The sequence below is a fragment of the Cellulomonas jepli genome (assembly GCF_047229345.1).
In the GTDB taxonomy this organism is placed as follows: Bacteria; Actinomycetota; Actinomycetes; order Actinomycetales; family Cellulomonadaceae; genus Cellulomonas_A.
Window position 1 is genome coordinate 25,791 of the sequence record NZ_JBFTER010000014.1, and the last position, 22,480, is coordinate 48,270.

Annotated in this window: 17 protein-coding genes; 11 read left to right on the forward strand and 6 right to left on the reverse strand. The window is 75.7% G+C overall.

The genetic code is table 11. The annotated features are described in order from the left end of the window. Positions 1 to 55: 55 nt before the first annotated feature. Positions 56 to 1,144, reverse strand: a complete 1,089-nt coding sequence (locus AB6N24_RS05360; RefSeq protein WP_412868392.1) for an alpha/beta hydrolase — start codon at positions 1,142 to 1,144, stop codon at positions 56 to 58. 98 nt (positions 1,145 to 1,242) lie between these two features. Here AB6N24_RS05360 and AB6N24_RS05365 point away from each other — a divergent pair, with 98 nt between their 5' ends. Beyond that, positions 1,243 to 2,385: a GGDEF domain-containing protein gene (locus tag AB6N24_RS05365; RefSeq protein ID WP_412868393.1), complete on the forward strand. Its 1,143-nt coding sequence runs from the start codon at positions 1,243 to 1,245 to the stop codon at positions 2,383 to 2,385. A 212-nt stretch (positions 2,386 to 2,597) separates the two neighbouring features. Further along, positions 2,598 to 5,237, forward strand: a complete 2,640-nt coding sequence (gene clpB, locus AB6N24_RS05370; protein ID WP_412868394.1) for an ATP-dependent chaperone ClpB — start codon at positions 2,598 to 2,600, stop codon at positions 5,235 to 5,237. Between the two features lie 149 nt (positions 5,238 to 5,386). On the opposite strand, the gene AB6N24_RS05375 is transcribed toward clpB, so the two are convergent. Next, entirely contained in the window at positions 5,387 to 7,480 is a 2,094-nt protein-coding gene (locus AB6N24_RS05375) for a SpoIIE family protein phosphatase (protein ID WP_412868395.1), read from the reverse strand. Between the two features lie 198 nt (positions 7,481 to 7,678). Here AB6N24_RS05375 and AB6N24_RS05380 point away from each other — a divergent pair, with 198 nt between their 5' ends. Together AB6N24_RS05380 and AB6N24_RS05385 are read left to right on the forward strand one after the other, a co-directional pair. Further along, on the forward strand, positions 7,679 to 8,179 hold the full coding sequence (locus tag AB6N24_RS05380; protein WP_412868396.1) for a heme-degrading domain-containing protein: 501 nt from the start codon (positions 7,679 to 7,681) through the stop codon (positions 8,177 to 8,179). Between the two features lie 136 nt (positions 8,180 to 8,315). Next, positions 8,316 to 9,398 carry a Gfo/Idh/MocA family protein gene (locus tag AB6N24_RS05385; RefSeq protein ID WP_412868397.1) on the forward strand — a complete coding sequence of 361 codons (1,083 nt, stop codon included), beginning with the start codon at positions 8,316 to 8,318 and terminating at the stop codon, positions 9,396 to 9,398. A gap of 106 nt (positions 9,399 to 9,504) precedes the next feature. On the opposite strand, the gene AB6N24_RS05390 is transcribed toward AB6N24_RS05385, so the two are convergent. Beyond that, complete coding sequence (locus AB6N24_RS05390) at positions 9,505 to 11,151, reverse strand: methyl-accepting chemotaxis protein (protein WP_412868398.1); 1,647 nt, start codon at positions 11,149 to 11,151, stop codon at positions 9,505 to 9,507. A 233-nt stretch (positions 11,152 to 11,384) separates the two neighbouring features. Here AB6N24_RS05390 and AB6N24_RS05395 point away from each other — a divergent pair, with 233 nt between their 5' ends. The 3 genes from AB6N24_RS05395 (at position 11,385) to AB6N24_RS05405 (ending at position 16,168) form a co-directional block, all read left to right on the forward strand. Then, positions 11,385 to 11,984, forward strand: a complete 600-nt coding sequence (locus tag AB6N24_RS05395; RefSeq protein WP_412868399.1) for a TetR/AcrR family transcriptional regulator — start codon at positions 11,385 to 11,387, stop codon at positions 11,982 to 11,984. Between the two features lie 109 nt (positions 11,985 to 12,093). Then, positions 12,094 to 14,610, forward strand: a complete 2,517-nt coding sequence (locus tag AB6N24_RS05400; RefSeq protein ID WP_412868400.1) for a beta-glucosidase family protein — start codon at positions 12,094 to 12,096, stop codon at positions 14,608 to 14,610. A 178-nt stretch (positions 14,611 to 14,788) separates the two neighbouring features. Beyond that, positions 14,789 to 16,168, forward strand: coding sequence for a GntP family permease (locus AB6N24_RS05405; RefSeq protein ID WP_412868401.1), 1,380 nt, complete (start codon positions 14,789 to 14,791; stop codon positions 16,166 to 16,168). A 179-nt stretch (positions 16,169 to 16,347) separates the two neighbouring features. Here the strand turns inward: AB6N24_RS05405 and AB6N24_RS05410 are convergent, their stop codons facing one another. From AB6N24_RS05410 to AB6N24_RS05420, 3 genes are all read right to left on the reverse strand, one after another. Further along, a complete protein-coding gene (locus tag AB6N24_RS05410) occupies positions 16,348 to 17,061 on the reverse strand; it encodes a DUF4190 domain-containing protein (RefSeq protein WP_412868402.1) in 714 nt (237 codons plus the stop codon). A 50-nt stretch (positions 17,062 to 17,111) separates the two neighbouring features. Continuing rightward, on the reverse strand, positions 17,112 to 18,383 hold the full coding sequence (locus AB6N24_RS05415; RefSeq protein ID WP_412868403.1) for a DUF4190 domain-containing protein: 1,272 nt from the start codon (positions 18,381 to 18,383) through the stop codon (positions 17,112 to 17,114). A gap of 108 nt (positions 18,384 to 18,491) precedes the next feature. Continuing rightward, positions 18,492 to 19,292: an exodeoxyribonuclease III gene (locus AB6N24_RS05420; RefSeq protein ID WP_412868404.1), complete on the reverse strand. Its 801-nt coding sequence runs from the start codon at positions 19,290 to 19,292 to the stop codon at positions 18,492 to 18,494. A 167-nt stretch (positions 19,293 to 19,459) separates the two neighbouring features. Between AB6N24_RS05420 and AB6N24_RS05425 the strand changes: the two genes are divergently transcribed. From AB6N24_RS05425 to pyrE, 4 genes are all read left to right on the forward strand, one after another. Next, positions 19,460 to 20,269 carry an SDR family NAD(P)-dependent oxidoreductase gene (locus AB6N24_RS05425; RefSeq protein ID WP_412868405.1) on the forward strand — a complete coding sequence of 270 codons (810 nt, stop codon included), beginning with the start codon at positions 19,460 to 19,462 and terminating at the stop codon, positions 20,267 to 20,269. Between the two features lie 43 nt (positions 20,270 to 20,312). After that, positions 20,313 to 20,993 (forward strand): SRPBCC family protein, encoded by a 681-nt coding sequence (locus AB6N24_RS05430; RefSeq protein WP_412868406.1) that lies wholly within the window; start codon positions 20,313 to 20,315, stop codon positions 20,991 to 20,993. Beyond that, positions 20,990 to 21,658: a DUF4166 domain-containing protein gene (locus AB6N24_RS05435; RefSeq protein ID WP_412868407.1), complete on the forward strand. Its 669-nt coding sequence runs from the start codon at positions 20,990 to 20,992 to the stop codon at positions 21,656 to 21,658. The genes AB6N24_RS05430 and AB6N24_RS05435 overlap by 4 nt, the downstream gene beginning before the upstream one ends. Positions 21,659 to 21,832: 174 nt before the next feature. Then, entirely contained in the window at positions 21,833 to 22,429 is a 597-nt protein-coding gene (gene pyrE / locus AB6N24_RS05440) for an orotate phosphoribosyltransferase (RefSeq protein ID WP_412868408.1), read from the forward strand. Positions 22,430 to 22,480: the final 51 nt, after the last annotated feature.

Consider the following 22,480-nt stretch of genomic DNA (forward strand, 5'->3'; position numbering starts at 1 on the left):
AGTCATTGTTGGACGATCGTCCAGGATTCACCCGGGCGTTTCGGTAGGCGCCGTGCTAGAGCGCGCGCACCGGCCCGAGGCGCGCGTCGAGGAAGGCGAGGACCTCGGCGAGGTAGCGGCCGCGCGCCGGCTCGGGGGACAGCGCGAGGTCGTGCGCGCCGCCCGGCACCGGCACGTACGTGACGTCCGGGCCGAGGCGCGACGCGAGGCCCGCGATGTGCGCGACGTCGAGCACGCTGTCGGTCGTCAGGAGCTGCTCGTGCCAGCGGTCGTCCGGCCCGGAGGCGTCGGACGACAGCACGAGCACCGGGCACGAGACCTCGAGCCCCCGCGCGACCCGCCGGTGCGCCCGCCGCACGGTCCGCACCCAGCCCGCGCGCGCCGGGAACCCGCGGTGCGGCTTCCAGGTGAGGTCGAACTCCCACTCGCCGCCGGTCGCGGAGTGCAGCGCGGTCCCGTAGTGCTCGCCGATCTTCCCGACGACGAGCCGCGGCGCGGGGCGGCCGACGAGGTCGACCAGCCGGGTCAGCACGGTCCGCTCGAACCGCGTCCCGCGCAGGTCGAGGTACGGGCTGTTGAGCACGAGCGCGTCCGCCGGGCGGCTCGCGCGGCGCGCGTGCGCCCACAGCGACGCGATCAGCCCGCCCGTCGAGTGCCCGAGCACGACGACCTGGTCGTGCTCCTCGCGCAGCACCGTGACCGCCGCGTCGACCTCCTCCGCGTACGTCGCGAGCTCGGTCACGTAGTTGGGCTCCTGCCACGGCCGCAGCGACCGGCCGTAGCCGCGCAGGTCGAGCGCGTAGAAGTCCTCGCCGTGCGCCGCGAAGGCGTCCCCGACGTGCGCCTGGAAGAAGTAGTCGACGAACCCGTGGACGTACAGGACCGCGCGGCTCGACGTCGGTCCCGGGCCGTCGCCCACGGGGTCGACCTCCCGGTGCACGAGCGTCGCGACGGCCTCGCCCTGCGCGTCGGGGCGCAGGTGGATCGTGCGCGCGGTCCAGCCGGCGCCGAGCACGTCCGGGACGGGCTCGCCGATCGCGACCGGGGGGCGGCCTGCGGTGGGCGACCCCGACCTCGCGCGCTCGCCGGAGCCGGCGGGGACGGGCGCGTGCGTGTCGTCGGTGGTCTGCGCGTCGTCGGGCATGCGCCGATCGTCGCACGCGGGGACGTGCGTCCGGTCGCGGGTCGAGACTGCGGCGCGGCGGACCTCAGCGTCCGGCCGCCGTGGCCGATGGGGACGGCATGAGCGGGTCCGAGGCCACCGGGACCGCGGCCGGGCGACCCCCGCGCCGTGGCGTCGCCGAGCCGAGCCGCGGGCGTGGTGCGCCGGGGCCGCACCGGTCCCCGGAGCCCGGGGTGCTGCGCCTCGCGCGCACCGCCCCCGGGTGGATGCGCCGCGGCGGGCTCGCGGTGCTGGGCGGCCGGGTCCTCCTGCTGTCGGCCGGGACGATCGTCGTCCTTGCGTCGCCGTTCCTGGCTCTGACCCCGACCATGACGCGCGCGCTCGGGCTCGTCTCCGCGGGGATGCTCCTGGTCGTCGCGGCCGTGCGGCTAGTCCCGTGGGAGCGGCTGCACCCCTCCGCGGCGGTCGTCTTCCCCGCGGCGAACCTCGTCGCCGTCGGTGCGCTCGGGCTCGCGAGCGGCCGCAGCCAGATCGCGTTCGCGGGCGTCCTGACGCTCTCGTTCGTGTACGCGGGGGTGTTCCTGCCCGTGCGCGTCGGCCTGCTGCTCGTGCCGCTCGCGTGGGGGGCGTACTGCGCGATGGTCCCGCAGGTGGACGCGGTCGTCGTCGTCCGGCTCGCGATCAACGCCGCCGTGTGGGTCGCGGTGATGTACGCGCTCGCGGCGATGACGGCGTACCAGCGCGCGGTCGCCGACCAGCTCGCGACCGCGACCCGGACCGACGCGCTCACGGAGCTCGGCAACCGGCGCGGCCTGGACCAGCGCCTCGCGCGGCTGGCCCCGGACGACACCGTCGTCGTGTGCGACCTCGACCACTTCAAGGACGTCAACGACCGCGACGGGCACGCCGCGGGCGACGAGGTGCTCGGGCGCTTCGCCGCGGTGGTGCAGGGCGTGCTGGGGCCGGACGACTACGCCGCGCGCTACGGCGGCGAGGAGTTCGTGCTCGTGCTGCACCGTGCGGCGGCGGGCGACGCGACGGCGCTGCTCGGCGCCCTGCGGGACCGCTGGCTCGCGACCGGCGCCGACGTGACCTTCTCGGCGGGCGTCGCGCGCGCGGACGGGAGCCACGCGCCGCAGCAGGTGCTCGCGGCGGCGGACGTCGCGCTCTACGAGGCGAAGGCGGCGGGCCGGGACCGGTTCCGCACCGCGCCGTGCCCGGGGGCGCTGCCGTCGGTGCCGACGCAGCGCGGCGGCGACTGAGCCTGCGGCGACCCCGCGGCGACGTAGCGCCGGCCGGGGGGTGCGGGGTGCGGCCGGGCGCGCGTCCGGCGGGGGTCGCGGACCAGACTTGAGCGGAATAGGCTCAACTCTGGACGGGTTGCACCACGCAGAGTCCTGCGGGCGGGCAGCGGCCCGGCCGTACGGACTGCACCCACCCACGCAGCACCACAGCACGACCCCGGAGGCACCACGTGGACGCCAAGCTCACGACCAAGTCCCAGGAGGCCCTCGGCGACGCCATCCAGCAGGCGTCCGCCGCCGGCAACCCCCAGCTCGAGCCCGCACACCTGCTCAGCGCCCTGCTCGCGCAGCAGGGCGGCGTCGCGAACGCGCTGCTCGACGCCGTCGGCGCCGACCGCAGCGCGCTCGGCCGTTCGGTGCGCGCGACCCTCGTCGGCCTGCCCGCCGCGAGCGGCTCCGCCGTCGCCCAGCCGACCGCCTCGCGCGCGACCGCCGCCGCGATCGACGCCGCCTCCTCGGAGGCCCGGGCGCTCGGCGACGACTACGTGTCGACCGAGCACCTGCTGCTCGGCCTCGCCGCCGGCCAGTCCGGCGTGGCTGACGCGCTGCGCGCCCAGGGGGCGTCCCGCGACGCCCTGGCCGCCGCGCTACCGACCGTGCGCGGCACCGGGCGCGTCACGAGCCCCAACCCCGAGGGCACCTTCCAGGCGCTCGAGCAGTACGGCGTCGACCTCACCGCCGCCGCGCGCGATGGCAAGCTCGACCCCGTGATCGGCCGCGACTCCGAGATCCGGCGCGTCGTGCAGGTCCTGTCGCGCCGCACCAAGAACAACCCCGTGCTGATCGGCGAGCCCGGCGTCGGCAAGACCGCCGTCGTCGAGGGCCTCGCGCAGCGCATCGTCGCGGGCGACGTGCCGGAGTCCCTGCGCGGCAAGCGCCTCGTCTCGCTCGACCTGGCGGCGATGGTCGCGGGCGCCAAGTACCGCGGCGAGTTCGAGGAGCGGCTCAAGGCTGTCCTCGAGGAGATCAAGTCCTCCGAGGGCGAGGTCGTCACGTTCATCGACGAGCTGCACACCGTCGTCGGCGCCGGGGCGTCCGAGGGCAGCATGGACGCGGGCAACATGCTCAAGCCCATGCTCGCCCGCGGCGAGCTGCGGCTCGTCGGTGCGACGACGCTCGACGAGTACCGCGAGCGCATCGAGAAGGACCCGGCGCTCGAGCGGCGGTTCCAGCAGGTCTTCGTCGGCGAGCCGTCGGTCGAGGACTCGATCGCGATCCTGCGCGGCCTCAAGGAGCGCTACGAGGCGCACCACAAGGTCACGATCTCGGACGCCGCGCTCGTCGCCGCCGCGACGCTCTCCGACCGCTACATCGCCGGACGTCAGCTCCCCGACAAGGCGATCGACCTGGTCGACGAGGCCGCGAGCCGCCTGCGCATGGAGCTCGACTCCTCGCCCGTCGAGATCGACGTGCTCCAGCGCGCGGTCGACCGGCTCACGATGGAGGAGCTCACGCTCGCCAACGCCGACGACCCGGCAAGCGTCGAGCGGCTCGAGAAGATCCGCGCCGACCTCGCGGACCGCCGCGAGGAGCTCGCGTCGCTCACCGCGCGCTGGGAGAAGGAGAAGGCCGGCCACAACCTCGTCGGCGACCTCAAGGCGAGGCTCGACGAGCTGCGCAGCGCCGCGGACAAGGCCCAGCGCGAGGGCGACCTCGCGACGGCCGGCCGCCTCCTCTACGGCGAGATCCCGACCGTCGAGAAGGAGATCGCGGCGGCCGAGGAGCGCGAGCAGCAGGCCACGCTCGGCGCCGACGGCGACGGGGTCGCCGGACCGGCGCCCGCGCCGATGATCGCCGACAAGGTCGGCCCCGACGAGGTCGCCGAGGTGGTCTCGGCGTGGACGGGCATCCCCGCCGGGCGGCTGCTCGAGGGCGAGAGCGCCAAGCTCCTGCGCATGGAGGACGTGATCGGCGAGCGGCTCATCGGCCAGCGCCCCGCGGTCGCCGCCGTCTCCGACGCCGTGCGGCGCGCCCGCGCCGGGATCTCCGACCCGGACCGTCCCACGGGCTCGTTCCTGTTCCTCGGGCCCACGGGCGTCGGCAAGACCGAGCTCGCGAAGGCGCTCGCGGACTTCCTGTTCGACGACGAGCGCGCGATCGTGCGCATCGACATGTCGGAGTACTCGGAGAAGCACGCGGTCGCGCGGCTCGTCGGCGCCCCGCCCGGGTACGTCGGCTACGAGGAGGGCGGCCAGCTCACGGAGGCGGTGCGGCGCCGGCCCTACTCCGTCGTGCTGCTCGACGAGGTCGAGAAGGCGCACCCTGAGGCGTTCGACATCCTGCTCCAGGTGCTCGACGACGGCCGCCTCACCGACGGCCAGGGGCGCACGGTCGACTTCCGCAACGTCATCCTCGTGCTCACGTCGAACCTCGGCTCGCAGTTCCTCGTCGACCCGCTGCTCGACCCCGACCCCGACGCCAAGCGCGACGCGGTGATGAGCGCCGTGCGGTCCGCGTTCAAGCCGGAGTTCCTCAACCGGCTCGACGACGTCGTGCTGTTCGACCCGCTCACCATCGGCGAGATCGGGCGCATCGTGGAGATCCAGGTCGCCGCGCTGGCTGCCCGGCTCGCCGACCGCCGGCTCACGCTCGACGTGACGCCCGCGGCGCGCGAGTGGCTCGCGATCGAGGGGTTCGACCCCGCGTACGGCGCGCGGCCGCTGCGCCGGCTCGTGCAGAAGGAGATCGGGGACCGGCTCGCGCGGATGCTGCTCGGCGGCGAGGTGCACGACGGCGACACCGTCGTGGTCGACCGGGCGGGCGACGGCGGGCTCGTGCTCACGTCGGGCCGGGCGGTCCCGGTCGCCTGACGGCGGACGGCGGTCAGGGCGGGTGCGGGGGCGTCCCTCGCACCCGCCGTGCTGCGTCCGCCGGTCGCCCCGGACACGCCTCCGCGTACCTCCGCGGACACGCCTCCGCGTACCGCCGCGGACACGCCGCCGCGTGCCGCGCGCCCGGCTCAGCGCAGCAGGTCGCGGACGTCGTCGCGCCGGACCGCCACGACCGTGAGGTCGTCGAGCTGCTCGCCGGCGTCCGCGACCAGCGTGAGCACCGCCTGCGCCGCGGCGTCGGCGGAGACGGCCCCCCGCACCGCGGCCTCGACGCGCCCGAGGTCGGCCACGGTCCCGCCGATCGCGTCGAGCACCGCGTCGCTGAACATGAGCAGCACGTCGCCCGAGTCGAGGTGCGCCGTCCCGCTGTGGCGCGGCGTGCCGGGGTCGACGCCCAGCGGCAGCCCCAGCGCCGGCAGCCGCTCGCTGCCGCCGTCGGCGCGCACGACGAGCGAGAGCCCGTGCCCGGCGTCGGCGTACGTGACGGCGCCCGTGACGATGTCGACGCGCGCGTGGAAGACGGTGACGAAGGCGCCGGCCCCGGCGAGGTCCGCCTCCATCGCCTCCTCCGCGGCGACGAGGGCGGCGGCGACGTCCCGCTCCGGGCCGAACGAGCGCAGCACCGACCGGGACGTCGCCGCGAGGATCGCCGCCCCGGTGCCCTTGCCCATGACGTCCGCGAGCGTCACGACGAGCCCGCCGAACACGGGCTGCCAGTCGTAGAAGTCCCCGCCGACGGAGCCCGCGGGCGAGAACCGCGCCGCGACGGCGTACCCGGGGACGTCCGGGAGGCTCGCGGGCAGCAGGCTCGCCTGCACCTGCGCGGCCCGGGTCAGCTCCTCGCGCTGGGTCGTCACGTCGCGCATCACCGTGACCACGCCGCCGCCGGCCTCGTCGGGCAGGGGTGCGGAGCTGAAGCTGACGACGCGGCCGCGCGGGACGCCGACGTTCCGCACGAGCAGGTCGACGTCGCGCACGATCGCCCCGGTCACCAGGGCGCGGTGGTGGGGGAGCTCGGCGTCGTCGACCGGCGACCCGTCGGGGCGGTACAGGCCGTAGTACGAGCTCGACGCGACGACGCCCGTCGTGCTGGTCACGCCGCCCATGAGCTCGGACGCGCGCCGGTTCCGCAGCACGATCCGTCCGTCCCGGTCGGTGACCGTGACGCCCTCGTCCATCGTGTCGACGATCGTCGAGAGCAGCCCGGCCTGCGTGCGCGCCTCGTCGCCGGCCGCCCGGACGTCGCGCACGAGGCGGTCCCGCTCGTCGCGCGCGAGCGCCAGGGCGAGCCCGATGACGGAGACGAGCCCCACGTAGAGCTGGGCGACGACGACCTGGGTGACCTGGTCCCCGACGGCGGCGAACGGCCCGATCCCGGCGAGCGTGAAGAGGATCGCGGTCACGCCCATCGCGGAGTCGTGCGCGACGACGAAGCGCGTGCGCAGCCGGGTGCCGGTCCACACGGTGAGCGCGATGAGCGGGAACGCGAGCGGCAGGCTCTCGAGCGCGACGAACCAGACCCCGTACATCAGGGGCGGCACGAGGACCGCGGCCACGTGCTCCCCGAGCCGTGTCGGGACCCACCGGGCGCCGCCGTCGGGCTGGTCGCGGACGGAGCGCCGCTCGTGCAGCCACGACCCGATGCTGAAGCCGAGCGTCCCGACGACGAGGATGCTCACGGTGTTGCGCACGACCCAGACCAGCACGAGCGGCCAGGACCAGCCGTCGCCCGACATCCACGTCACCGCCGGGACGAGCAGCCCGGACACGAACGAGCTCATGACGGCGGCGAGCACGAGCCACCACAGCTCCTCGACGCGCACGAACGGCGTGCGCCCCGCGCCGAGCCAGATCCGCGGGCACCAGCGGCTGAACAGCACGCAGAACGTCGCGGCCTGCGCGACGGAGGCGGCGCTCAGCACGAGCGCCTCGGGCGGCGGGGTGCCGGTCAGCACGTTGACGACCCAGGTGACGGACGCGAGCACCGCGAGGTCGAGGCGCGGCAGGGAGCCGTTCGCGCGGACCGCGAGCCACAGCACGGCGACGCCCGCCGCAGGCCACACGAGGCTGACCTCGCCGCCCTCCAGGACGGTGAGCCGGCCGACGAGCGCCGCGCCCGCGTAGATCGCGGCGAACCCGACGAGGGTCCGCCACGACGTGGGCGCCGGGCGTGCCCGCGCCGGCACCGGGCCGGACGGGGCCGACGTCGGCGTCTGCCTCACGGCAGCCGTCAGCGCACTGGCCACAACGGAAACCCCCCGGTTCGCGTGAGAACTCTGCCATCCGGAGGTTACGCGGACGTCGCGGCGCGAATCGGACACCGACCGGGCGAAGCGCTCCGGCAGCGGGTGATTCCTGACCGCCCGGTAGCGCGCGGGCTCCGCGGGAGCCGTGCGGGACCGTCCGGTAACGTCCGGCGGATGACCGACGCGACCCCGACCGTCCCGTTCAGCGACCCCGCCCTGCTCGCGGAGCTGCTCGCGCAGGAGGAGCAGCTCGTCCTCCCGCGCCTCGACCACGACGACGCGTGGCGCCTCGGCGTCCTCGTCGCCGGGCTCGCCGAGGAGCGCGGCCTGAGCGTCGTCGTGCGCGTCGAGCTCGACGGCGAGGAGGGCCCGCACACGGTGTTCCAGCGCGCGTTCGCGGGCTCGACGCCGGCCAACGACTGGTGGCTCGGGCGCAAGGCGGCGGTCGTGCGGCACTTCGGGCACTCGTCGTTCGCGGTCGGCACCCGGTTCCGCGTCGAGGGCACGACGTTCGAGGAGTCCGCGGGCCTGGACCCCGAGCGGTACGCCGCGCACGGCGGCTGCGTGCCGCTGCGGGTCGGCGGCGCGCTCGTCGGCGTCCTCGGCGTCTCGGGCCTGCCGCAGGCCGAGGACCACGCGCTCGCGGTCGAGGGGCTCACGGCGTTCCTCGGCTGACCGCCTGCGCGTGGCCGCCTGCGCCTGACGGCCTGCGCCTGACCGCGCACCCCTCCCCGCCCGTCCGCCCCGCTCGGCACCACCCGCGCGCGGGCGTCGCGGTGCGCGTCGGGTCGCCGCCGGTAGCGTGCGCGTCATGACCGCCGCACGCGTCCTGCCCGCCGCCCTGCCCGCCCCCCGCTTCCCCGACCCGGCCGACGCGCCGCCGCTGCGCTGGGGGATCCTCGCGCCGGGCTGGATCGCCGGCATGTGGGCCGAGACGGTCCTGGCGAACACGAACCAGCGGATCGTCGCCGCGGGCTCGCGGTCGGCCGAGCGCGCGGCCCGGTTCGCGGCGCAGCACGGGATCGAGCGCTCGTACGGCTCGTACGCGCAGCTCGTCGAGGACCCCGAGGTCGACGTGGTGTACGTCGCGAGCCCGCACAGCGAGCACCGCGAGCAGGCGCTGCTCGCGATCGCGGCCGGCAAGCACGTGCTCGTCGAGAAGGCGTTCACGCGCAACGCCGCCGAGGCCGCCGAGGTCGTGGCCGCGGCCCGGGCGGCCGGGGTGTTCGTCATGGAGGCCATGTGGACGCGCTACCTGCCGCACACCGACGTGGTGCGCCAGCTGCTCGACGACCGCGCGCTCGGCGACGTGCACCTCGTGACCGGCGACTTCGGCGTGCTCGCGGACCCGGAGCCGACTCACCGGCTGCTCGACCCGGCGCTCGCGGGCGGCGTGCTGCTCGACCTCGGCATCTACCCGCTCGCGTGGGCGCAGCTCGTCGCGGGGCACGCCGGCGGGGCGGGCGCCACGGCCCTCGCGGTCGAGCCGGACAGCGTCCAGGCCACCGGCGTGCTCGCCTCGACGGGGGTCGACGCGCAGGCGCTCGTGCAGCTCGGCTGGGCGAGCGGCGTGCAGGCGCAGGTCTTCACGACGATGCTCGGCGCGACCGCGCAGACCGGGACCGTCACGGGCTCGCGCGCGCGCCTCGAGCTCGGCGGGGAGTTCTTCACGCCGACGAGCGTGACGATGGTCGCCGGCGACGAGCGCGTCACGTGGGACGACAACCGCATCACCGGGCACGCCGGGCTGTGCTTCCAGGCGGCGGCGCTCGCGCGCTACGTCGCCGAGGGCCGCACCGAGTCCCCGCTCCAGCCGCTCGACGAGACCGTCGCGGTGCTCCGCACGGCCGACGAGGTCCGCCGCCAGCTGGGCGTGGTCTTCCCCGGGGAGTGACCCGACCGCCGGACCCTCGCGCGCCCGCGGGGCGTGCGAGGGTCCGGTGCCGTCCTCCGGGGTCGACGCCGTCCCCCGTGTGGCCGGGCGCGCGGGCCCGTGCAGGTCAGACCGTGAAGCGCGTCATCGCCTCGGTGAGCTGGTTCGACAGGCGCGCGAGGTCCTGCGACGCGCTGCGGGTCTGGGCGACCCCCTCGGCGGCGACCGACGCGGCCGACGCCACCCCGGCGACGTTCCGCGCGATCTCGTCCGTCCCGGCGCCCGCGTCGGCGACGTTGCGCCCCATCTCGGTGGTCGTGGCCGTCTGCTCCTCGACGGCCGAGGCGATCGTGGTCTGGACGTCGCTGATCTCGGCGATCACGTCCGCGATCCGCCCGATCGCCTCCGCGGCGCCCGCGGCGTCGGCCTGGATCGCGGCGACGCGCGCCGCGATGTCCTCGGTCGCCTTCGCCGTCTCGCGGGCGAGCTCCTTGACCTCGCCCGCGACCACCGCGAAGCCCTTGCCGGCCTCGCCCGCCCGGGCGGCCTCGATCGTGGCGTTGAGCGCGAGCAGGTTGGTCTGCTCGGCGATGCTCGTGATGACCTTGACGACGTTGCCGATCTGCGCGCTCGAGTCGCCGAGCGACGCGACCGTCTGCGTCGTGGACCCGGCGAGCTCGACGGCGTCCCCGGCGACGCGTGCCGCGGTGCTCGCGTTGCGGGAGATCTCGCCGATCGAGGCCTCCATCTCGCGCGCACCGGCGGTGACCGTCCGGACGTTCCCGCTGACCTGGTCCGCGGCCGCGGCGACGGCCCCGGCCTGCGCCGACGTCTCCTCGGTCGCGACGGCGAGCTGCTCGGACGTCAGCGACAGCTCCTCGGACGAGGCGGCCACCTCGAGCGCGGAGTCGCGCGCCTGACCGATGACGGCCCGCATGCTCTGCTGCGCGCTCGTGAGCGCCCGCGCCATCGCCCCGACCTCGTCGCGCGAGCGCACGCCCGCGTCGACCGTGAGGTCGCCGGCCGCCATCGCCTCGAGCGAGCGCCCGACGGCGTGCAGCGGCCGCGTCACCGTCCGCGCCGCGACGAGCGCGAGGCCGACCGCGGCGGCGATCCCGAGGCCCGCGACGAGCAGGATGAGCCGCAGCCCGTTCGCGGTCGACCGGGTCGACACCGCATTCCGCTCCTGCGCGCTGCTCGCCTGGGCCTCGCGCTCGAGCTCGAGCGTGTCGCCCGCGTCGGACAGCGCGGGGCGCATCGCCTCGGTGAAGTACGCCTGGAACTCGGCGAGGTCCCCGCCGTCGGCGATCTCGTACAGGCGCGGGACGACCGCCTGGTACTCGTCGATCGCGACCGCGAACCCGTCGACGGCCGCGTCGTCGATCGCGTGCGGCCGGTAGGCGGCGATCGCCTCGTCGAGCGACACGTGGAGCTCCTCGACCTCGCCCGCGATCTCGGCGCGGCGGTCGGAGCCGGCGAGCGAGTACTCCTGGACGCGGGCGCGGCTCGACGCGAGCGAGCGCTGCATCGCCGCGAGCGAGTTGAGCTCGGTGAGGTTCTCCGCGTACAGGTCGTGCGCGTTGCGCTCGAGCCCGCGGATCTGCAGCGTCGCCACGACGCCGACGACGACCACGACGACCGCCATGACCAGCACCCCGGCGAGGATCCGCACGCGGACGGGCAGGTCGGCGAGGCTCCGCGCGCCGGGCACGCCAGGCACGGAGGGGCCGGGCGGGCCGGCAGCGGTGGGCGTCCGGGTCGGGGTCGTGATCACGGGGGTCCTCCACGGGCGTGTCGAGACGGTCGTCCCACGTATCGGTCGCAGCGGCGCAGACGTGAGCGTCGGGCCCCGACGCGGTGGGCCGCACCCGTCCCGACCTGCACACCCGCTCCCCGGGACGTCCACAAACCGCTCGCCGTGCCCGGGTGTGGGAGCGCTACCCTCGTCCTTGTCGGACGCCTGACCAGGTGCTCCGTCTCCGGGGGCGAGACGACCGAGGGGGCGACGTGGCTGACGAGTCGCTGCGCGGGTACGCGAAGGGCCGGGCCAAGCGGGAGGGCATCCTCGACGCGGCCACGGTGCTGTTCGGCGAGGTGGGGTACCGGGCGGCGTCGCTGCGCGAGATCGCGGCGCGCGCGGGGCTGTCGCACCCCGGGCTGCTGCACCACTTCCCGACCAAGGAGTCGCTGCTCGCCGCGGTGCTCGACCGGCGCGACCGGCTCGACCGTGCGCAGTTCGAGCTCGACACGAGCCAGGGCGTCGACGCGCTGCGGCACCTCGTCGACGTCGTGGCCCACAACGCGCAGTCGCCCGGGCTCGTCGAGCTGTACTGCGTGCTCTCCGCCGAGGCGACGGCCCCCGACCACCCGGCGCACTCGTTCTTCGTCGACCGGTACGCGCGCGTCGTCGCGCTGTGCGTCGAGGCGTTCCGGGTCGCCCATTCCGAGGGTGCGCTGCGCCCGGGCATCGACCCGGTGACGGCCGGGCGCTCGCTCGTCGCGCTCATGGACGGTCTGCAGCTCCAGTGGCTGCTCGACCGGGACGCGGTCGACATGGCGGCGACCGTGCGCGAGCATCTCGACGACCGGCTCGCCGTCCGCGTCTGAGACGTGCGCGCGGGCGCAGCCGGGGCCCGGGCCGCACGGCCCGGGCGCGTCGCCGGACCGGCTGGTAAGCAGGACCCGACACCCGCCGCACGGAAGAACGAGGTCGACGATGACTGTGCCCGCCGAGACCCGCGTCGAGGAGCTCCTCGCGCGCCTGACCCTCCCGCAGAAGGTCCGGCTGCTCACCGGCGCCGACTTCTGGTCGCTGCACGCCGAGCCGGCGGTCGGCCTGCGCACCCTGGTCGTCTCGGACGGGCCCTCGGGCGTGCGCGGAGCGGAGTGGGACGAGCGGGACCCGTCGCTCAACCTCCCGAGCGCGACCGCGCTCGCCGCGACGTGGGACACCGACCTCGCCTACCGCTACGGCGTCGCCGCGGCGCACGAGGCCCGCCGCAAGGGCGTCGACGTGGTGCTCGGCCCGACCATCAACCTGCACCGCAGCCCGCTCGGCGGCCGGCACTTCGAGGCGTACTCCGAGGACCCGCTGCTGACCGGCGAGCTCGCCGAGGCGTTCGTGCACGGCTGCCAGGACAACGGCGTCGGCGCGTGCCCCAAGCACTACGTGGCGAACGACTTCGAGACGGAGCGGTTCTCCGCGTCGGTCGAGGTGGGCGAGCAGGCGCTGCACGAGGTCTACCTCGCGCCGTTCGAGCGGGCCGTCAGCAGCGGGCGCGCGTGGTCCGTGATGAGCGCGTACAACGCCGTGGGCGGCACGACGATGACCGAGCACCCGCTGCTGAGCGAGCCGCTCAAGGGCTCGTGGGGCTTCGACGGCGTCGTGATCTCCGACTGGACGGCGGTGCGCTCGCTCGCGTCGGCCGCCGCCGCGCAGGACCTCGTGATGCCCGGGCCCGTGGGGCCGTGGGGCGACGCGCTCGTCGACGCGGTCGAGTCCGGCGAGGTCCCGCTCGACGCGGTCGACGACAAGGTCCGGCGGATCCTGCTGCTCGCCGCCCGGGTGGGGGCGCTCGAGGGGGTCGACGCGGCCGACCTCGTGAACGCCGCACCGGCGGCCGCCGCACCTGCGGCCACCGCGGCGGACGGGTCGCGCCGCCCGACGGACGACGCCGACATCGCCCTGGCCCGCGAGGTCGAGACGCGCGGCATCGTCCTGGTCCGCAACGACGGGATCCTGCCGCTCGCCGGCGGGGCCTCCCCGGCGCCGACGAGCGTCGCGGTCCTCGGGCAGAGCGCCCTGCGCCCGCGCACCCAGGGCGGCGGCTCCGCGACGGTGGTCCCGGTCGGGACGGTCTCGCCGCTCGACGGGGTGCGCGCGGCGTTCCCCGGCGCGACCGTCACGCACGCGACCGGCGCGCTCGTGCACGACGGCGTCCTGCCGTTCCCGCTCGACGAGATCCGCGACCCGCAGACCGGCGAGCCCGGGATCCGCGTGCGCTTCCTCGACGCCGAGGGCGGCGTGCTGCTCGAGGAGGTCCGGCGCGCGACCGACCTCATGTGGCTCGGCAACGCGCCCGTCGGGCACGACTTCGACGCCGAGACCGACTGGACCCCCGCCGCGAGCGGCCCGGTCGAGCTCGGCTGGGCGGTGCTCGGCCGCACGGCGCTCGCGGTCGACGGCGAGACCGTGCTCGACGAGGAGCTCGCCGTGGCCCCCGAGGACTTCGGCGCCGCGCTCATGGCCCCGCCGAGCGTCGCTGCGCGCGTCGAGGTCGAGGCCGGGCGCACGTACCGCCTGCGCTGGACGCACCCCATGACCGGCATCCCGTCGATGCCGGACGGCTCCGACCTGCCCGGCGTGCTCGGCTTCACCGCGGGCTGGCGTCCCGTCGTCGACCGGCCCGACGACCTGATCGCCGAGGCCGTCGAGGCCGCCCGCGCCGCCGACGTCGCGGTCGTCGTGGTGGGCACCAACGAGAAGGTCGAGTCCGAGGGCTTCGACCGCACGCACCTGTCCCTGCCCGGACGCCAGGACGACCTCGTGGCCGCGGTGGCCGCCGCGAACCCGCGCACGGTCGTCGTCGTGAACTCCGGCTCGCCCGTCGTGATGCCGTGGCGCGACGACGTCGCCGCGGTGCTGCTCACGTGGTTCGGCGGCCAGGAGTACGGGCACGCGCTCGCGGACGTGCTGACCGGTGCCGCCGAGCCGGGCGGGCGGCTGCCGACGACGTGGCCCGCGGCGCAGGAGGACGTGCCGGTGCTCGACGTGACCCCGCGCGACGGCGTCGTCCGCTACGACGAGGGCGTGCACCTCGGCTACCGCGCGTGGCTGCGCTCGGGTGCGGCGCCGGCGTACCCGTTCGGCTTCGGGCTCGGCTACACGACGTGGTCGTACGACGACGTGTCGGTGGGGTTCACCGGTCACGGTCCGGCGATCGTCAGCGTCGACGTGACCAACACGGGGACGCGCGCCGGGCGCGAGGTCGTCCAGGTGTACCTGAGCCGCCCCGGCAGCGCGGTCGAGCGCCCGGTGCGGTGGCTCGCGGGCTGGGCGTCCGTCGAGGCGGAGGCCGGCGCGACCGTCACGGCCGCCGTCGTCGTGCTCCCGCGGGCCTTCGGGCACTGGGACACCGACGTGCACGGCTGGGCGACCGAGCCGGGCGAGTTCACCGTCGAGGTCGCCCGCCACGCCGGCACGACCGACCTGACGACGACCGTCGAGGTCTGACCCACCCGCACTCGCCCGCGCCGACGACACCTGCGCACGGGCGGACGGGCCGACACGCCCGGACGTGCAGGTCAGGCGCCCGCCGCCGTGCCGTCCGCCCGGCTCTGTGCCAGGCTCGGAGCGCCGGCGTCGGGCGCCCGACCGGACGCGCCGAGAGCCTCGATGACGAGGAGATCCGATGGAGGACTTCACCCAGACGCTCGGAGCGGGGCCGCTGCTGGCGATCGCCGCCGGCGCGATCGCCCTGATCCTCCTCCTGGTCATCAAGTTCAAGCTGCACGCGTTCCTGACGCTCATCGTCGTCTCGCTCCTGACGGCGCTCGCGACGGGGATCCCGCTCGACCAGATCGCGCCGACGCTCATCACGAGCTTCGGGAACACGCTCGGACCGGTCGCGCTGCTGATCGGGCTCGGCGCGATGCTCGGCAAGCTCATCGAGCACAGCGGCGGCGCGCGCGTGCTCGCCGAGAAGCTGGTGTCGGTGTTCGGCGAGGACCGCGCGGCGTTCGCGCTCGGTGTCGCCTCGCTGATGCTCGGGTTCCCGATCTTCTTCGACGCCGGGCTCGTCGTGATGCTGCCCATCATCTTCGCGGTCGCCCGGCGCCTCGGCGGCACGAACGTGCTGCTGTACGGCATCCCGGCGGCGGCCGCGTTCTCCGTCATGCACGTGTTCCTGCCGCCCCACCCCGGGCCCGTCGCCGCGACCGAGCTGTACGACGCGAACCTCGGCCTCGTGCTCCTGATCGGCCTCGTGATCGCGCTGCCCGTCTGGTACCTGTCCGGCTACCTGTGGGGGAAGCGCGTCGGGCTCAAGTACCCGCTCCCCGTGCCGGGGCTGTTCGGTGAGCTCGACGACGACCAGCCGACCAACCCGCCGTCGGTCCGCACCGTGATCCTCGTGCTGCTGCTCCCGCTCGTCCTCATCTTCATGAACACCGGCCTCGACTCGGCCGAGGCCGCGGGTGCCGTCGACGGCGACGCGCTGTGGGTCCAGTCGTTGACCCTGGTCGGCACGTCGAGCGTCGCGCTGCTGATCTCGGTGCTCGTCGCCGCCATCGCGCTCGGCACCCGCCGCGGGGAGTCGGGCACGGCGCTCGAGAAGGTCCTCGACTCCTCGCTCGGCCCGGTGTGCTCGGTCATCCTCATCACCGGCGCGGGCGGCATGTTCGGCGGCGTGCTGCGCGCGTCGGGCATCGGTGACGCGCTGTCGACGTCCCTGGAGAACATCGGGCTGCCCGTCATCGTCGCGGCGTACGTCATCGCGGTCGTGCTGCGGCTCGCGCAGGGCTCGGCGACGGTCGCCCTCGTCACCGCGGCCGGGCTGATGGCCCCGGCAGTCGGTGCGGGCGACTACAGCGCGCTGCAGGTCGCCTGCATCGTGCTCGCCACGGCGGCCGGCTCGGTCTTCGCGAGCCACGTCAACGACTCGGGCTTCTGGCTCGTCGGCCGGCTCATGGGCATGGACGTCAAGACGACGCTGCGGACGTGGACGGTCCAGCAGACCCTCGAGTCGGTGCTGGCGTTCGCGCTCATCTCGGTGATCTTCGTGATCGCGTAGCCGGACGGACGGACGGACGGGCCGGACGTGCGGGCGGGCCGCGGCCGGCGGCACGGGGTGCGGCGACGGACCGGTGGGTGCGGGGTGCGACGACGGACCGGTGGGTGCGGGGTGCGACCACGGACCGGTGGGCGCGGGGTGCCACGACCGCCCGGTGGGCGCGACGCTCCGCCGACCGGCTACGGCAGCGTGACGGTCCCGTCGAGGAACGACCCGGTGATCCCGCCGCCCTCGACGGTCGCGAGGCAGACGCCCGTGCGGTCCCCGCGACCCCACGACTGCTCCGTCGGCGCCCAGGTGACCGGGCGCACCCCCTGCTCAAGCTCCGCGGGGCTCAGCGCGCACGCCGACGCGACGCGCGCGTCGGCCGACTCCTGCCCCGGCCAGATCGCGTCGGGCGAGAACGCGTACTGCGTGACGACCTCGGCGGCGTGCGGGTCGGCGCACGGAACGGCGGTGACGGTGTCGACGGGACCGTCGGCCGGCAGCTCCGCGAGGCACACGCCGGTCACGAGCTGGCGCGCGTGCACCTCGCGCCGGGCGTCGACGTCGCCCGCGAGCGGACGCTCGGCCCGCGACGTCAGGACCGAGCCCACGACGACCCCGGTCCACCCGAGCGTGCCCAGCACCCCGAGCGCGATCCCGGCGAGCGCCAGCCGGCCACCGCGCCGGCCGCGGGAGCGCACGCGCGCACGGGCGACGAGCCCCAGCACGAGCGCGACCGGCCCGCCGCCCAGCACGCCGAGCACGACCGACGCCCAGGCGGTGGGCTCGGTGGGTACCGCGGGGGCCTCCCAGCCCGGCGCGTAGTACGGCTCCGCGGACGACGCGAACGGGTCCCCGGGCCGGTCGGGGCCGGGTCCGGACGGCTGCGGGCCGGGCGCTGAGCTCATGGGTCGAACCTAACCGAGCGGCGCGGGCCGACGGACGGGACGGGCCCGGCTCAGGGGGAGACGGGCTCGCCGTCGACCAGGAGCCCGCCCGCGACGAGCGAGCCGGTGAGCTCGCTGTCCCAGCCGTCGAGCACGCAGTACCCGGACGTGCGGCCGGCCGCGTACTGGTCGGGGTGCGGGTAGAACACGTCGACGCCCACGTCGTAGCCCACGATCTGCGTCGCGAGCTCCGAGGCCGCGACCTGGCAGTCCGACCAGGCCTCGTCGTACGCCGGGTCGTCGGTCTCGAAGTCGAAGGTGACGGGTCCGGTCATCTCGACCACGGCGACGACCTCACCACCGTGCGGCTGCGCGCAGTCGACCGTCCGGGCGTCGACGAGGTCGTAGTCGTACGGGACCCGCACGAGGCAGTCGCCCGGCACGAGCGCGTCGGTGAGCTCGTAGGAGGGCAGCGAGTCGTCGTACATGCCCTCCTCGAACCCCTGCTCGAAGCTCTCCGCGAGGCTGCCCGTGCCGTCGGGGTCGGTCGTGAAGCCGTAGACCATGAGCGCGACGAGCGCGCCGAGCCACAGCGTCATCAGGGCGCCGACCCAGATGCCCGCGACGGCGAGGCCGCGACCGCGGTGACCCGTGCGCCGGATGCGGCGCAGCGCCGCGATGCCGAGCCCGATGCCGACCGGCCCGGTGACCCCGCCGAGGAAGACCCCCGCGCCGCTCGTGGAGATCGCGGCGATCGCGAGCCCGTCGACCGGCGGCTCGGGCGGTCCCCACGTGCCGGGCGGCGGGTAGCCGTACCCGGGCTGCGGGTAGCCGGGCTGGGCGTACCCGGGCTGCTGGCCGGGCTGGGCGTAGCCGTACGGGGCGGGCTGGCCGTAACCCTGCTGCGGCTGACCGTACGCGGCGGCGGGCGCGGCACCGTACGCGCCCGCAGGGGCCTGGTCGTACGGGTTCGACGGCGTCGCGCCGTACACGCGCGACGGCGTCGCGCCGTACCCGCCGGACGAGGCCTGGTCGTACGGGGCCTGGTCGTACGGGTTCGACGGCGTGGCGCCCCACGCGGGTGCCGGCGCGGAGCCGTAGGGCGTGGCGGGCGGCGTCGGGGCCGCGCCGTACGGTGCTGTCGGGCCGGCGGGTGCGCCACCGTCCGCGGACGTCCCGGGCTTGCTCAGCGAGACCGCCTCGTAGCCGCTCGGCGGGGGAGCGACGGGGTAGCCCGAGCCGGGGACCGGGCCGGCGGCGGGCGTGCTCCGGTCCGGGCCCGGGGCGGCGAACGGGTTGTGCGGTTCGGGGTCCGACGGGGGCCACCCGGGCGTCGTGCTCATGGCGACGAACCTAGTGCGTGCGCGGGTGCTGCCGAGCCCGTGCGCCGGGTGATGCTCGTCCGCGCGAGGGTGGATCGGAGCGGGCCGGACGGCTCCCCGCGGGCGCCGTCAGTCCGCCAGGTCGACGATCACGGGCACGTGGTCCGACGCCCCCTTGCCCTTGCGCTCCTCGCGGTCGATCGTCACGCCCGTGACGCGCGCCGCGAGGGCGGGGGAGGCGTAGGTCAGGTCGATCCGCATGCCCTCGTTGCGCGGGAACCGGAGCTGCTTGTAGTCCCAGTACGTGTACGCACGCTCCGGGGTGTGCGGCCGCGAGACCTCGGTGTACCCGGCCGCCGCGATCGCCGCGAACGCCTCGCGCTCCGCGGGGGTCACGTGCGTCGCCCCGGCGAACGCCGCGATGTCCCAGACGTCGGTGTCGAGCGGCGCGATGTTCCAGTCGCCGACGAGCGCGACCTGCGCCGTGGGGTCGCCCCCCGCCGCCGGGTCGAGCCAGGCACCTGCCGCCACGCGCAGGCGCTCGAGCCACTCGAGCTTGTAGACGTAGTGCGGGTCGCCGACCGCCCGGCCGTTCGGGACGTACAGGCTCCACACGCGCACGCCGCCGCACGTCGCGCCGAGCGCCCGGGCCTCGGTGACGGGCTCCGTGCCGAACCCGGGCTGCCCCGCGAACGCGCGCTCGACGTCCTGCGTGCCCACCCGGGAGAGGATCGCCACCCCGTTCCACTGGCTGTACCCGCTCGTGGTCACCTCGTAGCCCGACGCCTCGAACATCGCGTACGGGAACTGCTCGTCCCTGCACTTGGTCTCCTGGATCGCGAGGACGTCCGTGCCGCTCCGCTCCAGGAACGCGAGCACGCGCTCGGCGCGGGCCCGGATCGAGTTGACGTTCCACGTGGCGAGTCGCATGCGGGCCAGGCTAACGACCGTCGCGCGACCGGCCCGCGACCGTTGCGCGACCGGCGCGCGACCGGCCCGCGACCGGCCCGCGACCGGCGCGCGACCGGCTCGGACGGCTCCGGACGGGCTCCCGCATCGTCTGACAAGGGCGTCCACCGGTCCGTAAGGTGTCGGCCATGGGTACCGCGATGATCACGGGTGCGAGCGCCGGCCTCGGGCTGGAGTTCGCCTGGCAGCTGGCGACCGCGAAGCACGACGTCGTCCTGGTGGCGCGCGGCACGGAGCGCCTCGAGCGGCTCGCCGCCCAGCTGCACGCCGCCGCGGGGGTGCACGCCGAGGTGCTCACCGCCGACCTGGCGGACCGCGCCGACGTCGAGCGGGTCGCCGAGCGGCTGCGCTCCGACGAGCGTCCGGTCGGCCTCCTCGTGAACAACGCCGGCCTCGGCCTGCGCAAGCGGTTCCTCGACGGCGAGCTCGAGGACGAGGAGCGCTCGCTCGAGCTCATGGTCCGGACCGTCCTGGTCCTCTCGCACGCGGCCGCCGAGTCGATGACCCGGCGCGGCCGGGGGGCGATCCTCAACGTGTCGTCCCTCGCGGCGCTCCTCGCGTCGGGCACCTACTCCGCGCACAAGGCGTGGGTCCGCACGTTCACCGAGAGCCTCGCGGTGGAGCTCCGCGAGACGGGCGTGACGGCCACGGTGCTGCAGCCCGGGTTCGTGCACACCGAGTTCCACGAGCGCGCCGGCATCGACATGACGGCGCTCCCCGAGGTCGCGTGGCTCAACGCCGACTCCGTCGTCGCGGCCGCGCTCGCGGACGTGCGCCGCGGGGTCGTCATCTCGACCCCCAGCCTGCGGTACCAGGCCGCCGCCGGCGTCGCCCGGCTCCTGCCGCGCTCCGCGGTGCGCGCGCTCGGGAGCTACCGGGCCCGGCTCGTGGCGGCGTCGTCCGACGCCTCCGAGTCGGACCACGGGTTCACCGACTGAGCACCCCCTCCCGCGGGAGGCGCAGCACCGCCATGCTCGGGGCGTGACCGCGCCCATCTACGTCGAGACGCACGTCCGTGCGCCGCTCGACCGGGTGTGGGAGCTCACGCAGGACACCGACCTGCACCCCCGCTGGGACGCCCGGTTCACCCGCATCACGCCCGTCGAGGCGCTCGCGGGCGGCGGCTACCGGTTCCGCTACGAGCTGCGGCTGCCGCTGCACACGCTCGTCGGGACGGGCACGAGCCTCGGTGAGCGGCACCGCCCCGACGGCACGCGGACGTCGGCCCTGCGCTTCACGACGCCCGACCGGCTCTCCCCGCTCGGTCCGGGCCGCGGCTACTGGCGCTACGTGCCGACCGAGGGCGGCGTCACGTTCGTGACCGGGTACGACTACGCGCCGGGCTGGGGACGGCTGCTCGACCGGCTCGTGCTGCGCCGCGTCGTGGGCTGGCTCACCGCGTGGAGCTTCGACCGCCTGCGCATCTGGGCCGAGACGGGCACCGAGCCCGAGCGCTGGCCGCTGAGGTCCGTGCTCGCGGTGTGGCGCCCGGACCGCCCGCGTGCGAGCCGCTGCCTGCGTGCGCCGCACCGGCTCGCCGACGCGCACCGGTCCGCCGCCGGCCCGCACGGGCGCGCGCCCGGCCGACGCGCCACCACCGACCCGGCGCCGTCCGTCATGGACGACGCCCCCGCCACGCTCGACCAGCTGGAGGCGCCGTGACGTCCGTGTTCGCCCAGGCCCTCGGTGCGGACTTCGCCCGCCTGCACCCCATGCTCCAGAAGCGCTTCGGCGTGGGGCTCGACGCGGGGTACGCGTGCGTCGGGACGGGCGTGATGCACGAGATCCGGCGCGGTCCGTGGTGGACGCTGCCGTTCCTCTACCTCGGCGCGGTCCGCAACATCCTGCTGCCGGACGTCGGCCGCGAGGTGCCGTTCACCATCTCGAACTTCCCGTACCGGGACCCGCACGGGCGCGAGACGGTGACGTTCGTCCGCGAGTACCTGCTGCGGGGTCGGACCCGGCGGTTCGACGCGACCATGGTGCTGCACGAGGGCCGGGTCGTCGACTACCTCGGCACGCACCAGCACCTCGCCGTCGACCTCGACCTCCAGGTGCAGGACGACGGCTCGCTGCGCCTGACGACGCACGGCCAGCGGTTCTACGAGGGTCCGGTCGGCTTCCGCTTCCCGCTGCTGCTCAGCGGCGAGGCGCGCCTGCACGAGTGGTTCGACGACGACGCGCAGGAGTTCCGCGTCGACCTGCAGGTCCGCAACCGGCTGCTCGGGTTCCTGTTCGGGTACCGCGGGTCGTTCACGTGCGCCTTCCCGGACGCCGACGACGCACCCGAGCGCCTGCGCCCCGTCCGGCACGAGCTGCGCACCTGAGCCCTGCCAGGACGCCACTCGCCTGCGGCGACCCGCGGGCACGCAGCCGCGCGGCGCCGGCCCCCGGGCCCGCACGGGAACCGGCGGCCGTGGGCCCGGGCCCGCACCGGAGCCGGCGGCCGTCGGCGCGGGCACCTCGGCGCCGGTGGGGCCGTGCTGGGTAGCCTGGCGGCTGTGACCTCCCCGACCGGCCCCGAGGGCCTCACCCTGTCCCCGACGCCGCGCGAGCAGCTGCGCGACCTCATCTCCGAGATCGCGGTCGTGCGCGGCCGCGTCACGCTCTCGTCGGGCCGCGAGGCCGACTACTACGTGGACCTGCGCCGGATCACGCTGCACCACCGGGCGTCCCCGCTCGTCGGGCACCTGCTGCTCGACCGCCTCGAGGAGGTCGGCCTCGGGACCGCCGAGGTCGACGCCGTGGGCGGGCTCACGCTCGGCGCGGACCCGGTCGCGACCGCGCTGCTGCACGCGGCGGCGTCGCGCGGCCTCGACCTCGACGCGTTCGTGGTCCGCAAGGAGGGCAAGGCGCACGGCCTGCAGCGGCGCATCGAGGGCCCGGACGTCGCGGGCCGGCGCGTCGTGGTCGTCGAGGACACGTCGACGACCGGGGGCTCGGCGATCACCGCCGTCGAGGCCGCGCGCGAGGCGGGCGCCGAGGTCCTGGGCGTCGCCGTCATCGTCGACCGCGGCACGGGCGCGCAGCAGGCCATCGAGGCGCTCGGCGTCCCGTACCACTACCTCTTCGACCTGACGGACCTCGGCCTGGCCTGAGCCCGGGTCCCTACGCCGCCGGCGCCGCACCCCCGAGGTCCGCAGGGGTCC